This is a genomic window from Oryzomonas japonica, assembly GCF_008802365.1.
Classification (GTDB): Bacteria; Desulfobacterota; Desulfuromonadia; order Geobacterales; family Pseudopelobacteraceae; genus Oryzomonas; species Oryzomonas japonica.
In genome coordinates this window covers 191,207-205,665 of the sequence record NZ_VZQZ01000001.1, presented here as the reverse complement: position 1 = coordinate 205,665, position 14,459 = coordinate 191,207, and the positions used below count along the sequence as shown (strand labels likewise).

The 14,459-nt window shown below is 58.7% G+C and carries 8 protein-coding genes; all 8 read right to left on the bottom strand.

Annotated features, from left to right (window positions below; genetic code table 11):
* The gene (locus F6V25_RS00910) at positions 1 to 4,221 is read right to left on the bottom strand and encodes a tetratricopeptide repeat protein (protein ID WP_191966037.1); all 4,221 of its coding nucleotides are present in this window, start codon (positions 4,219 to 4,221) and stop codon (positions 1 to 3) included.
* On the bottom strand, positions 4,205 to 6,754 hold the full coding sequence (locus tag F6V25_RS00905; RefSeq protein WP_151126340.1) for a tetratricopeptide repeat protein: 2,550 nt from the start codon (positions 6,752 to 6,754) through the stop codon (positions 4,205 to 4,207). The genes F6V25_RS00910 and F6V25_RS00905 overlap by 17 nt, the downstream gene beginning before the upstream one ends.
* Before the next feature lie 355 nt (positions 6,755 to 7,109).
* Positions 7,110 to 8,264 carry a class I SAM-dependent methyltransferase gene (locus F6V25_RS00900; protein ID WP_191966036.1) on the bottom strand — a complete coding sequence of 385 codons (1,155 nt, stop codon included), beginning with the start codon at positions 8,262 to 8,264 and terminating at the stop codon, positions 7,110 to 7,112.
* 4 nt (positions 8,265 to 8,268) lie between these two features.
* Positions 8,269 to 10,083, bottom strand: coding sequence for a glycosyltransferase family protein (locus F6V25_RS00895; protein WP_191966035.1), 1,815 nt, complete (start codon positions 10,081 to 10,083; stop codon positions 8,269 to 8,271).
* A 178-nt stretch (positions 10,084 to 10,261) separates the two neighbouring features.
* The gene (locus tag F6V25_RS00890; RefSeq protein ID WP_151126331.1) at positions 10,262 to 10,885 is read right to left on the bottom strand and encodes a class I SAM-dependent methyltransferase; all 624 of its coding nucleotides are present in this window, start codon (positions 10,883 to 10,885) and stop codon (positions 10,262 to 10,264) included.
* Between the two features lie 10 nt (positions 10,886 to 10,895).
* Positions 10,896 to 11,897, bottom strand: coding sequence for a glycosyltransferase family 4 protein (locus tag F6V25_RS00885; RefSeq protein WP_246166923.1), 1,002 nt, complete (start codon positions 11,895 to 11,897; stop codon positions 10,896 to 10,898).
* Between the two features lie 58 nt (positions 11,898 to 11,955).
* On the bottom strand, positions 11,956 to 13,050 hold the full coding sequence (locus tag F6V25_RS00880; RefSeq protein WP_151126325.1) for a tetratricopeptide repeat protein: 1,095 nt from the start codon (positions 13,048 to 13,050) through the stop codon (positions 11,956 to 11,958).
* Positions 13,051 to 13,126: 76 nt separating this feature from the next.
* The gene (locus tag F6V25_RS00875; protein WP_151126322.1) at positions 13,127 to 14,350 is read right to left on the bottom strand and encodes a tetratricopeptide repeat protein; all 1,224 of its coding nucleotides are present in this window, start codon (positions 14,348 to 14,350) and stop codon (positions 13,127 to 13,129) included.
* Between the last annotated feature and the right edge of the window lie 109 nt (positions 14,351 to 14,459).

Genomic DNA, 14,459 nt, shown 5'->3' with positions numbered 1-14,459 from the left:
TCAGGGTTGGCCCCCTCCCGCCTCGGATGATCCGCACAAACGGCTATGCCACAGAACGACCTGGTGCGGGCGAGGTACGAGATACGGCACCTCGTCCGGCAGTGTCTCCAGTGTCGTGCCGAACAGGTAGGGGAGACTGAGAAGCAGCACCTGCAGATCACACACGGGCAGCGACTCCCCATGCGGCACGACCCGGGAGACCCCCCGCACCGAGCCGACGAGCGTCGCCAGTTCCGGTTGGCACGTTACCGTCACGCAGTATCCCAGGTCTGCGAGGTGCGGAATGAAGCGGATGAACTGAATGGTATCGCCATACCCCTGTTCACTGTGTACGAGGAGTCTCTGCCCCCCGGGATGTCTCTCCAGGTCTGATTGTTGGAGCAGCGGCCAGGGGGGGAGCTGCGAATCGACCATGCCGTGGCGCCATTCGTGGTGGCGCCATCCTTCGGCAAATTCTCCCAGGGCCAGTAGGGAAAAGGCAAGGTTCAGGTGTGCCTGCACATGTTCCGGAGACAGTTCCAACGCTCTCCGGTAGTGGGGAATTGCCTCCCGGTGCCTGCCGAGCAACCCCAGCGCCGCTCCCACATTCAGGTGGGCGACCGGGTCGGACGGGTTCAAGGTACGTTCCCGCAGATATCCGTCAAGGGAGCGTTCCAGCCAGGCCCGCTCCTCAGAAAACCGCGTCGGCCCAGGACATCGCGGCTGCGGAGGGTATTCGCCCCTCCCGCTGGAAGCACGTTCGTTCAGGGCCTCGGCAACCGCCTGGATCACCGCATCCCATGCACCGAGATCCGGCTGGCGGAACAGGCGAACGCCGGGATACCAGGGGCTGTCCTCACCTGTTGTCAACCAGCGCCAGTCGGCGGCATAGGGGAGAAGCACCCATGCCGGCTTGCCCATCGCTCCTGCCAGATGGGCGACAGCGGTGTCGATGGTTATGATCAAATCCAGATTCGCGACAAACGCCGCCGTATCCTCAAAATCATGGATATGTCCGGTGAGGTCCAAAAGCGCCATGCCGGGCGGCGGCTCTGCAGCCCGGTCCACCCCGCTGCCCACTTGCAGGCTGTAAAAGGTCACGTTCGGGACATCTGCGAGCGGCGTAAAGGCGGCCAACGGGCATGAGCGCTTGCGGTTGAGCACCTTGTTCTGGCGTCCCGACCAGACAAGCCCCACCTTGAGCCCACGGGGGCGCTTCGCCAGTCCCGGCGGCGTCTTTGGACACGTAACCGGCACACCGGCGTTTGCTTCCCCCGGAGAGGGGGCGTTCAAGAAAACCGGGCCCGACGCCGCCGGTGAAGCCGCGCGGCGATACTGTTCCAGCGCCGATGCGACCGATCGCACCACCCCCTGCCAATCGCCCGGAACGGATTGCCGGAAGAGACGCGTACCCGGATACCAGGGGGAATCCTCACGGTTCGCCAGCCAGCGCCAATCAGCCACATGGGGAAGAAGCACCCAGGTCGGCTTAGCCATCGCGCCGGCCAGGTGTGCGACCGAGGTATCGATGGTGATGACCAGGTCCAGGTTGGCAATCAAGGCGGCAGTGTCGGCAAAATCCCGTATATGGGCGGTAAGGTCAACCAGATGCAGGCCGGCAGGCGCTTCAGCCGCTTGTTCGGCGCCATCGCCCACCTGGAGACTGTAAAAGATCACGTTCGGGACGGCGGCCAAGGGCGCAAAGGTGCCCAAATTACAGGTGCGCTTCCTGTTGAGCACCAGGTTTTGACGACCGGACCAGACCAGACCGACCTTCAGGGATTTAGCCGATCCCATGCGGCCGCGCCAGATCGCCCTATCCGCCGGATCGGCACGGAGGTAGGGAACGTCAGCCGGTATGGTGGCCACCGTTGTTTGGAAGATCAGCGGCAGTGACAGGAGATGGGCATGACAGTCCATGCGCGGCAAGGCCTCACCGGCGGCAATGACCTCGGAGACGCCGGCAACGCCCGCAATCAGACGTTTCAGTGCCGGCGTCTGGCACTCCACAACGACACGGCCGCCCCGCTGTGCTACCAGCGGCGCATAGCGGATGAACTGCAGGGTATCGCCGAATCCCTGCTCGCAATGGAGCAGAATGGTCCTGCCGTCGAGGGGGGAACCATCCCAGCGGGGTTGATCAAAATGACGTTCCGGGACCGGATTGGATTTTTTGAAGCGCCATTCGTACTCCAGCCACCCATCGCGGTACTCGCCGCTGGCAAGGAGCGACAGCGCCAGGTTCCAGTGCGCCTCCGCATAGGAGGGATCAACGGCAACAGCCTGTCGCAGCACAGCCACCGATTCGGAAGATCGCCCTTGGGATTGATAGACGGCCCCCAGGTTGTTGAGCACCGTCAGGGCGTCAGGCTTGGCTGCGAGCGCTTTCCGGTAACACTCCTCAGCGGCCTCGAGACTGCCGATCAGATGAAAGACCATGCCGAGCATATTCTGTGATTTGACGTTGCCCGGTTCGATCGCCAACGCCCGCTGGTAGGCCTCGATCGCCTCCGGAAACCGTTCCTCGGCCTGGCAGATTTCTCCCAGGCTGTGCAGGGCAGAGGCGTCATCGGGCCTGAGCGCCAGTACCCGTTCCACGCAGCCGCGTGCCCGCGCGAAGTCCCGCTCTTCCTTCCAGATCTGCGCCAGGCAGAGGTCTGCTTGCAGCAGACCCGGCGACAACTCCCGAACCTGTTCGTAGCAACGCCGCGCCTCGGCAAGCTCGCCCAATTCCCGATGGACATTGCCCATGTTGAACAGGGCCTGGACGAAATCAGGTCTGAGGGAGAGGGCGGTCCGGTAACTGGCGAGCGCCTCCCTGTATCTCTTTTGGTTATCGAAGGTTGCCCCGAGATTGCTGTGGGCCTCGGCGTAATCCGGGGCCAAGGCAATGGCCGCGGAAAAGGCCTGTTCAGCCTCCCCGGGTTGCCCAGCCTGCAGCAGTTCAATGCCCCGCTGATTATGGATGGCAGGGCTGCCGAGCCGTTGCCCCAGCGCTTCCCGAACCCGCTCCACGACGCCGTGCCAATCTCCGGGAGACCGTTGCCGGAACAGGCGCATGGTGGGGTACCAGGGGGAGTCGTCACGCGCCAGCAGCCAGCGCCAGTCCGGCACGAACGGCAACAATGTCCAGGCCTGCTTGCCGAGTGCGCCGGCCAGATGGGCCACGGCAGTGTCGATGGTAATGACCAGGTCGAGATTGGCGATCAGTGCCGCGGTATCGGCGAAATCGGAAATCCGTGCGGTGTGATCGATGATCGCGCACCCCGCCGGGAGAGACGCTATCTCCTCCACGCCCCGGCCCATTTGCAGCGAGTAGATGTCCACGTGCGGGAGAGAAAGGAGCGGTACACACGCGCTCAGGGGCATGGAACGGAAGGGGTCCGGTTTTTCCTGGCCGGCCCAGACCAGGCCGACGCGCACCCGCCCGTTGGCCGGCATGAGCTGCCGCCACGCCCCGACCTTTGCCGGGTCCGGCCTCAGATAGGGAATCCGGTTGGGAACCGTTTCCAGGGTCGTCCCAAAAACGCGGGGGAGACTGAGTACGGGGATGTGGACATCGAACTCCGGCAACGGCCCTTGGCGATCCACGACCTGGCCTATCCCCTCGACGGTTGCCAAAAGCGCCACCAGTTCCCGCAGGGCGCAGACGACGACCCGTCCTCCCGTGGCTGCCGCCAGCGGGGCATACCGGATAAACTGGATCATATCGCCCCGGCCCTGCTCCATATGGATCAAGAGCGTTCTACCCGCCAACGGAGAACCATCCCATTGGGGCCGGCCCAGGTCCTGTTTTTTGGTACTGCCCTCTCTCGTCTCCCACCGCCACTCGTACTCATCCCACCCGTGGCCGAGATCTCCGGTCAGGAGGGCGAGTTGCCCGAGCAGCCCATAGGCCTCGGCATGTGCCGGATCGAGGTCTATGGTCTTGCGGGCACAAGCCATTGCCTCCTGGTACAAACCGCTCCGCCAGAGGGCCGTGGCCAGGTTGTAGTGGGCCTTCACAAAGCAGGGATCGAGGGCAATGGCGGCCCGATAGTGCCCGATGGCCTCCACCAGCCGTTCCTGGAGTTGCAGCACGACCCCCAGGCTGTGCTGCGGGTCCGGGAGATCGGGAGCCTGTTCGACGATCCGCCTGAAGCAGCGCTCCGCCCCGGGGATGTCCCCCCGTTCCTTGAGCAGCGCTCCGAGCTGATAGCATGATTCGATATCCATATGGCCCTGTTCAGTTTGCTCGTTCACGTACCAATGACTCCAAGGCATTCTTGACCCGCTGGACCGCCCCGCCCCAATCCCCCGGCCGCTCCTGCCGGAACAGGCGCATGGTCGGATACCAGGGCGAATCATCCCGCCCGACAAGCCAGCGCCAACAGTGATTATGGGACAACAGCACCCAGACCGGCCTGCCGAGCGCGCCGGCCAGATGGGCAACCGCCGTCTCGATGCTTATGACCAGATCGAGGTTGGCGATCAAGGCGGCGGTATCGGAGAAGTCTTCCAACCGGCTGGTCAGGTCAGTGATCTCCATGTCTGCGGGCGGAGACGCGGCCTCTTCCGCCGCGGATCCCACCTGGAGGCTGTAATAGCTGACGCCGTCGAGAGCCGCGAGTGGCGAAAATGCCGCCAATGAACTGGAACGGTCCTGATCCAGCGGATTCCGGGGATTGCCGCGCCAGACCAACCCGACACGGAATGCAGAATCGCCCGCCAGCAACTGTCGCCATGCCGCCACCTTTGACGGCTCAGGGGCGAGGTAAGGGACGCGGTTCGGCACGGTGTCGATAGTTGTGTGGAAGATATGCGGGAGGCTGAGTGATTGGATATACACATCCGTGGCCGGCGGCGTCCCGGATTTCGGTACAACCCGTGCCACGCCGGGGAGGGAGTTGAACAGCGGGACAAGCGGCTTCTCGACTTCAAAAACGACCTTGCCGCCACGTTGGGCGATCAGGGGGATGTAGCGGGAAAACTGGATTGAATCACCCATGCCCTGCTCCCCAAACACGAGGATGGTTTTCCCCGCCAGGGGGGAACCATCCCACCGCTGCTGGGGATAGATGCGCGGGTCGATCTGAAACCTCTCTATGGAAAGGCGCTGTTCGAAGTTGGCGAAGCCGGGCAAAAAATCACCGCTGCGCAGCTGCAAAAACCCCATGTTATAGATGGCTTCCGTGCAGTCGGGTTTGATGGCGAGGATCTTCTGGTCACAGCAGAAGGCTTCTGTTGTTTTCCCCTGGGGGACCAATGCAGCACCCAGGTCGAGCAAGATATCAACCGATCCCGGCGCGAGTTCATGCGCCTTCCCCAAGCACGTCTCTGCCTCCTCGAACGCCTTCAGTTCCAGGTAGAGGCGGCCCAGGGCGAGCCAGATGTCGGGGCTGTCGGGTTTCAAGAGGAGCGCCCGGCGAAAGCACTTCTCCGCATCGGCACGGTTTCTTTGGAGACGGCGGGCGCGCCCCAGGTTGAACCAGACAGCCGGATTGTCCGGGAACAACGGCAGGAGTTTGAGAAATTGGGCGACAGCGACGTCCGGGACGTTCTGCTCAAGGGACTCCATGGCCCCCAGAAACAGGGAATCGCACTGCTCGTCCGTCAAGGTGGCCCCCACTGCTTCGTGCGTTGTCACGTCGCGTAACGTTCCTGCGACCTCATTAATCACCGCCCCCCAATCGCCTGGGCCCGGTTGCCGGAACAGCCGCATGGTCGGATACCAGGGGGAGTCGCTCCGGTCTTCCAGCCAGCGCCAGTCCGCGGCACAGGGAAGGAGGGTCCAGACCGGCTTGCCGAGCGCGCCGGCCAAGTGGGCAACCGCGGAATCGATGGTGATGACCAGGTCGAGGGTGAGGATCAGGGCGGCGGTGTCGGCAAAGTCCCTGATGCCATCCGTATGGTCGATCACCCCTGCGGCAAACTCCGGCGGAAGGGGAAACCGCTCCCGTTCGCCGATCTGCAGGGAGAAGAAGCGGACTCCCGGCGTGGCCAGGAGAGGCACGAGGTATTCGGGGGGACAGGAACGGTTGGGGTAGGGGCGTTCCTTGCCGGCCCAAACCAGGCCGATACGCAGGATACCCGGCTCAGAGGCTGTACGCGCGCGCCAGACTGAGGTCAGAGACTCAGAGGGGAAAAGGTACGGTACAGAGACGGGAATGGTTTCCAGGGTCGTCCCGAAGAGGTGGGGGAGACTAAGCAGGGGGATATGACAATCCGTGACCGGCGGATTTGCGGACTTTGCAACAACCCTGTCGACGCCGGGCAGTGTCGACAGGAGGGACAACAACGGCGGTTGCGCCTCCAGCACCACCTTTCCGCCTTGGCCAGCCAGCAGCGGCACGTATCGGCCAAACAGGATCGCGTCGCCGAAACCCTGCTCGCAGTAGACCAGGATGCTGCGGCCGTTTAGAGGGGAACCGTCCCAGCGGGGCTGGGGGTAGACGCGGCAGTCCACATCCTGAATGGCGGCAAAGCGGGCCTCGTAGTCGGCAAATCCGGCGGCCAGCTCCCCCCTGCGGAGAAGATGTGCAGCCCTGTTGTAGCGTGCCTTGGCGTTTCCAGGAGCCTCGGCCAGGACCGATTCGTAGCAGCCGAGCGCCTCTTCCGCCTTTCCCTGTTCGCCCAGCACATACCCAAGGTTCAGCAGGGTTTCCAGGGAGTGCGGCGCCAAAGCCAGAGTTCGGCGGAAACAGTTTTCAGCGTTGGCATAATCGCCCCGTGCCGTAGCGGTAACACCGCAATTAAACCAAATTTCAGGGATGTCAGTCGCTATTTGTTCTCTCACTCATTTTAACCGTTTATTTATATTTATCATTTGGGTCATAGTTGACAAGAGGCAAGATGCGCGCTGATCTCTTCTTCGCGGTTTATCTCTTCAATAATTGCTGTAGTGCCATCTGTCTGACTCAGTTTAAGTTTTTTTACCAGATAAGTCCTTGAGGGAAAAATTTGCCGATTATGGCCCTGATCTTCGCGATGGTTTCTTTTTTACAACACCGGAGTCGGTCCAGTAATTTCTCTAGAAGCCTTCAGCGTCACTGTTTAGCTCTTTTAGTGGGTTGAAGATGGTTTAAATCTGATTAGCCATCGAAATCAAGTCTCCTGCGATGTCGATTTATACCGCCACCGTTTATTAGTTGTTACTCCGGCAAGTTATCTTTTTTGCTGTCCACAAAAATCCCTTGGACATAATCCTTATCCGCAATTCCTACGTTGCATACTACCCGACGCTGATCAAAGCGTTCCGGGCAATTTAGGGAGAGGTAATAATGGACTATTTCATCATAATGATCCGTCAAAACGGTTGACGCGGCATCGAGATTGGTCACAGCCCCTAACCCTGAAGGCTTGGTCGGGATAGTCATTATTTTCAGATCCGGCCTGAATGTTTTGAGACAGGGAATGATCCGCCACACATCGCCGGTCCAGAAACCGGTACAGCGCTCCCGCTCCGCAACGATTGGGGCAACTGGCAGGCAATCGTGGATCAGTATGACCGAATCCTTTCTGGAATAACGTTCCAGATTGATGAAGTCCTTCAGGGCTTGTTCGAACAGGTGCAGGCCGTCGATAAATCCCAAATCAAATGTTTCCCGACCCATGACTTCCCGCAGATCATATTGGGCAAAGAAGTCGTCACTCGTCAACGGGAAGAGCGTAGCCGGGCCATGGGGGCAGACATAGTTCAGACGCCCCCAGAACCCCTGGTACGGATCGACCCCGATCGCCTTTGTATCTGGACCGGCCAGAGCAAGTGACCGGCCATGCCCGAGACCGATCTCGACATAACTGGCCGGACGCAACCAGTCATGAAAATGTTGCAGCCAGTCGTAGTAATCTTCTCCCGGCATCTCTTTTTCCGCAGTGAGCACAAAAAGGCTGTCGCCCGCTCCGCCGAAGGCAGGATCACGTGACTGGATCTGGTTAAATGTTTCATATGCGCCGGGCAAGTCTCCCAGAGCGGTCTGGACTCTACCCTTGAGCGCGTGTAGCATCGTTATATCCGGGGCTACCGCCAGAGCAGCCTTGATCGCCTCAAGGGCGCTGGTATAGTGCCGACGATGCAACAGAATCAAACTATGGCAATAAAGGGTCATCACCGGGCTCGGCTGGACTTCGAGCGCCAACCGTTGAATACTTTCCGTCTCTTTACCGTAGCCAAGGCCCTCGTAAAATCGAAGTGCCTCGAAAACAAGCTCATACCCACCAAATGCAGCGACCAGATCCCCGTCCTTCTGCAGGGTTGCCGACTCGCGCACTTGTTCTGTTAATTTGCCGAGCATATAATTTATCACGAGATCACGCCTCCATCCCTTGCAGGAGTTTATCGGACTTACATGCCTGGATCTCGACAAAACGTCGCAAGGCTGCAATTAAGGGATCGTCTCCATAACGTAGCGACGCCTCGGCAAGCAGCTTGCCGGCATCGTCCTGTCGGCCCTCGGCTATCAGGGCCTGCGCCTGATCCGCAACGTATGCCGGAAATCTGCTCTCGAACAGACGTTGATTGCCGGCGCGGCCGGCGATTCCCCGCCACTTGTTCAAGAAAACCTTCCGGTTACGCACAAGGATTTCCCCGGCCGTTTCGGCCCGTTCATAGAAGGAAATCTCCCTCAGCGCCCGAATGGTGCCGCTCCAGTGGTGGTCATAGGCGGTTGTGGGTACGATGTAGGACTCAAGGCCAGCCTGTTTGATCTGCAGCCCCAAATCCCACTCCTCGAAATAGCACGGGGTGAATCCGTTTTCAAAGCGGATCAACTTGGCGCTGAAATGTTCCAGCTTGACCGCAAAGAAGAACCCTGAAACGGCATCCACCTTAATCGGATGACTGAAACTTCCCTTGTCGAAATAGAGGTAATCCTTTGTCAGGGCAAAATTGAGGAAACTCCCCTGGGGGCCGACACAGGCGGCATCCGGCAGGGAGTGCAGCGCCTGCTCGAGTGAGTCTATGGCGGCCCGCTCCACATGGAGGTCGGCGTTCATGATGAAGACGGTCGGTGTCGCCGCCATCTCCAACCCCAGGTTCCAGGCCCGGGCAACGCCGATGTTCTGTTTCATGATGGCGTAGCGGTCGATGCGGGGGTGCCCTTTAAGCTGCTCCGCCACCTCCTGGCCGTTGAAGACCACGATCACGTCGCCCTCCACCCCTTCCAGGTCGCGCAACAGGGTGGTGACGTTGTATTCGCTCGCCGGTGACATGTCGAGCACCGGGATGACGAAGCTGCGCCGGGCAGTGCTGATGCAGGCGGAATCGTGAACCCCGGCATCCACCGGCGGCACGCCGACGAGGGAACGTTCCCGCAACTCTTCCGCAGAGAAAGTGTCCGGCTTACCACCAAGTGCAACCGACAGCAGGTCTTCGACCCGATGCCCATAGGTATGGGCGTTGTGAACGAGGCGTTGTCCACGGGCAGCTATCTGCTCCCGTAGCGCCTGGTTCTCCAGATAAAAGCGGGCCACGTCAACGATCTCGTTATCCGGGTATACCGCGCAATCCTCACCATCCCTGAAAAGGGCGTCCTGTCCGCTGTTCCTTGCCAGATCGGTCAGGAGAAAAGAACCCGTGGACATGACCTCGAAGACCCGCATGTTCAGATCATTGCGGACCGCTTCGTTGAAAACTATTTTCGATTCGGAGAAGAGTCGGGCCATATCGTCCCAGAAACAGCGCTCGTAATGGACCGGTAAATGGGCGTCTAGCGTCGCCAGGAGCCGCTGCCGCCTGGACCCTTGCGGGATTCCCCCGACAAAGCTGATTTCAAATTTTTTTTCCGAGCCAGCCTTCTTGTGAACCTCCGGATCGCAACCGAGCGGCAGCCAGAAAGCCCGTATCCCCTGCCGGCGAAATTCCTCCAGGTATTCCCGCTGAGCGATGAATACCATGTCGAAGTTCTTCCCCCACTCGAGATGCAGAGGAAGGCTGAGATGGCTGTCGATGAGATAACAAACCTTCGGGCATTTCAGTGCTGCCAGGTTCCGAGGGAAGTGACCGGGCACCGATTCGATCCAGAGGTAGAGGTCGGGATGCTCGGCGGAAGCGGTATCGCCGAGGATCGCAGCCATGTCCGGGACAAAATCAGTTGATATGTCCTGTTCCTTTAGTGGGAGCTTCATGTTCTGCAGCTGCCATCTGTCAATGAGATCGGCAGGGAGGGGAGGTCCAACGGTGGTGGTTCGGCATATTTTGCGCAGCGCCCGTTCGAAATAGACTGCTGTCGTTACCGGGTACGCTACGTAGCTAAGCCATATTTTCATATCTTGCATGCTGTCCCCGAAATGAGTTCTGAGCTGACTACGGTTTTTTGCAAATGAACCCCCAGTACTCATCGGGGCCCATTGGGGTGGTAAAGGCAAACCGGACCGTATCGCGGACAATGAAACCACAACGGCCGAGAAGCGAGGTCCACGAGCCGTGACCGAACACGCTGTAATGATTTGGGTTCGTCTCGTGATGGCAAGCTGTCTCAGGGGCAGGCACCTCCAGGTAGAGCATGCCCCCCTTCGCCAGTACCCTGGCGAATTCGGTCAAGGTAAAGTACGGGAAGATGCTGTGCTCGATCACATGACGAGCCCAGACAAAATCGAAAGACTCGTCCCCAAAGTCCAGGAACGATTGATCCATCTTGTGCACATCATGCCCAGCTTCTCGGCAGACCCGCACATCTTCATTGTTCAACGTAATGCCGATCGCGGACAGATACCCTTTGGTGCGGAATATATCCAAGGCCGGCCCTTGGCCGCAGCCTATGTCCAGTATCCGCGCATCCTCACTGATCTGGTACGTGGGCAGGAGCGTCTCGAGTACCTTGGCGGTAATCTCCGAGTGAATGAAAGAGGGTGCCTCCGGATAGGTTTCACTCTCGATTTTATCCACAAAGGAGACAAGGCGGGCAATCCCTTTGAATGAAACATCCATCAAATATTCCTCACGTTCTTGAATGGCCGAATACGGCCGCATTGTTAAGCTTCGTGGCGATATAATGAAATTGGTGCGCCGCTTTGTCCCACGCCAATCTTTTCATGTCCTCGGCGGCAATGGCGCTCTTGTGGCGGCGGATGTCCCGGTTCCGGTAGGCCGATTCCAGCTGTTCGATAAGCTCTTCGACGGAGGGTTCATGCCAGATGGCACTTGGTTGCCCTGCGGCGTCCTTGACCAGCAAAGGCGTATAGTCGGCAAGGGGAAAGGCATTCCGGTCGGTTATAATATCCGCCTGGCCGGTGGCATCGCTGGCAATGACCGTCCGTCCGCAGGCCATATACTCACACATGACCATGTTGTTGCCACCTTCGCAACGGTTGGGAAAGATGCCGATGTCGCTCTGCTGGTAGATCTGCCTTATCTGGGCATTATCGACAAGGGGGGTCAGACAGACCCGCTCCAGAGGTATGCCGTTCTCGTGAAGTGTCCGCTGCAGGATCGTCAGACAGTCGTCGTTTGTCAACCGGAACGAGATGTGGGGAGAGTTGGCCATTGTGGCAAGGGAAAAAGGCCATTGATTGATCCAGGAACAGACCAGGCAGGCGTCCTGATGGCGCTGCATGAACGTACGCATGGCGGCGATCACCAGGTCTTGCCCTTTGCGGAACTCAAACTTGCCGCCCGAGAAGACTATGAACCTGCTGTCGTCTTCAAGAAACGGTGTCGGGTAAAAGTTGTCCGGATCGATCCCCTGAAGGATTGTGGCTGTCTGCCGAACCCCGCCGATCCGCAACTGGTGCTCGCACCACGACGAACCGGCGACGATGAAGTCCCATTCGCGGGCGGCTCGACGGGTATGCCGGAGGGCTTCGATATCATTTTCGAAGAAACAGTAGCCGATGTTGATCCGATCCCAATCGGCCGGCTGCATGGGGTGGAAGTCATGGCCACTGATACAGTGCAGGGTCACGCCATCAAGAGGCGGCAGCTTCGCAATTTCCTTCGTCAAGTACTCCCCGGCGACCCCCCACCCGTGAGTTCGCCCGCTGGGCATGGAAACCTTCATCTCAACTCTCTGCTCCCATGTGGCCTTCTAAAACCGCGAGGTTCGCACGCGCATCGTTATTCCATGGCTGCACGGCGAGAATACGCTCCAGGAAAAAACGGGCGTCGGACTCCTGCCCCACCTCCAGGCAAATGGTGGCGAGGGCCATGAGGATCTCGATGTCTTGCGGGGCAGCGGTCAGAAGTCGAACATAGATCTTCAGCGCCTCTTCAACCTCCCCAAAACCGATGCAGAGGACGTCGGCAAGATTCTTTGCAAAGACGGTGTTGACGGGCTGAAGCCGAACCGCTTCTTCGTGGTAGTGGCGGGAACGCCGCAAGTCGCCCTGTTGCTGATAGAGGACGCCCAGGTCGTTATGAGCGGGCGCGTAATTGCCGTACTGCTCCAGCAATTGTTCAAGCAGCCTGACCGCATCATGGGGTTTCCCGTCGTTGGCAAGGGTCAGGGCAGCCCGGTGGAGCTCTTCGGGAGAGCGCGCCGGTTCGGGCGGCAATCCGGGGAAAACGATTGGCGCTGCCGGAGAGACGGGAGCGGGTGCCGCCGGCTGCGACTCTCCCCGGGCGGGAGAAAAAGCCTCAGGAAGCGGGTTGGGGTCGTTCGAAGGCTGCGCAACCCCCAACTGCAGCAGGGCCTGCCGTGCATCACCGTTGCGGGTGTCAAGCTGCAGGGACCGGGAGAAATACTGCCGGGCCTGTTCCCGGCGTCCCAGGCTCAGACTGATGGAGCCCAGGGAGTTTAAGGCCTCAACGTCGAACGGATTGTCCTTGAGGATATCCAGGTAGGTGTAGATGGCGTCGTCAGACCACCCCAATTCGACAAAGTAGAAGTCTGCCAGATTCTTGCGGTAGGTTATGTTCGCGGAGTCCAGTTTATGGGCCTTTTCATAATGGGCCAGGGCCTTGAGGTTATTTCCGGTGCGATAATTAAGCGTCGCGAGATCGTTATGAGCCTGGGCAAATTCCGGGTAGATCTTCAAAAAATCCTGTAGATGCCGGATCGCCTCTTCGATTTCGATATCACGGATGGCCGCAAGAATCCGCTCATAGGTGGCAGCGCCCTCGATGGCAATCAAATTTTGGTTGGTAGGTAACGACATGCGACCTCTCACAGATTAAAATTACGGTATATTAATTCATATAGAGAAAAAACCGTTACAATACAATCAAAAAACCTTAGAACGGGGTGGTGCTGGATCCGTCGACCTCGTCCGCAGTCTGATCCATGCTCCGGCCGCTTGCGTCTTGCCCGCTGAACTTGAAGACGATATGGGACGGGTCAATTACCGCAGTACCTGCGGCATTCTGGCTGATACGGAAATTCACGGTTGCCTCGTTGGTGAGGGGGTTATAGGTGATCGCCTGAGGTGTGCTCAGGATTGTGGCGTCCTTGTTGCTTACCGGCATCATGTTATTGTAGAAGCCCGCTGCCGTACTATTCGCGCGTGAAATCGACCAGTTTTGCGGATTGGTGATGGAGGACACATCCATGGCATTGGTGAAGCTGATGGTTACCGAATAGGTCTTTGAACTGTTGGGCGCGGCCAGAGACGGATCAAGATACCAGAGGGGGGTACTCGGACCCAGGATGCCGTTGAATGCTCCGGGGGCGGTTGTGTTGATAGCGACCATCTGCGGCTTGTTGATGATAAACTGCAGCTGCGAAGCCAGGGTGGTATCCGTGTTCTTCAGAATGGACAGCTGGTTCTTGGCGTCGGCTGTCCTGCCCAACCCGTTGTAGGCCACGCCGAGTTCATAGTTGGCAGACGGGAACTTTGTTTTCAGGGTGAGGGATTTCTCCAGATTTGTTGCCGCCTCGTCGTATTTCCCTTCCTTGTTGTAAACCTGCCCCAGGGCATAGTAGACATTGCCATCCTTGGGGGATAACTTTTGCACCTTCTTAAATTGCGCTTCCGCCTCGCTGAGGCGATTTTGTGTAATATACTGCTGCCCCAAGGTGTAAACGGCAACCGGATTCTGAGGATTTAACCGCGCAGCTGTTTTATATTCCTTCTCTGACTGGGTGTACTGCTTATTCTGCAAATAGGCGTTTCCCAGGCTGATATGGGCGTCTGCCAACGTAGGCGCGGTGGACGAACCGTCTGCGGTAGCGGCATTGGATTGTATCCGTACGATCTGCTGGAACGCCTTGATGGCATCGGCATTCTTTCCCTGGGACATGTATATCTGGCCTAAATAGTTGTAAGCGGTGGTGTTCTGTGGATCCAGGCCCAAGGCCTTCTTGAAGGCCGAGACCGCCTGGTCCGTTTTGTTGTTCTGCATATAGGTCGCGGCCTGCATGATGGCGTACTGCGCCAACTGTGTGCGCTGATCCTGTACATTTTGATAGATGGATGTCAGGTCAAAGGAAACGGTGTAATTAGAAGTTGAAGAACTCATGGGTTTCTCCTCGGTCTCTTGTCACAGAGCAATGCCCCATAACTATACTATCGGCACAAAGAATTCGTTGTTTAGTTATTAGATTGCCATGAACGGCTTCGGGTGCCCA

Coding starts and splice junctions, on each gene's coding strand:
- F6V25_RS00895 (WP_191966035.1), bottom strand. CDS start 10,083: ATGAAGCTCCCACTAAAGGAACAGGACATATCAACTGATTTTGTCCCG.
- F6V25_RS00890 (WP_151126331.1), bottom strand. CDS start 10,885: ATGGATGTTTCATTCAAAGGGATTGCCCGCCTTGTCTCCTTTGTGGAT.
- F6V25_RS00880 (WP_151126325.1), bottom strand. CDS start 13,050: ATGTCGTTACCTACCAACCAAAATTTGATTGCCATCGAGGGCGCTGCC.
- F6V25_RS00875 (WP_151126322.1), bottom strand. CDS start 14,350: ATGAGTTCTTCAACTTCTAATTACACCGTTTCCTTTGACCTGACATCC.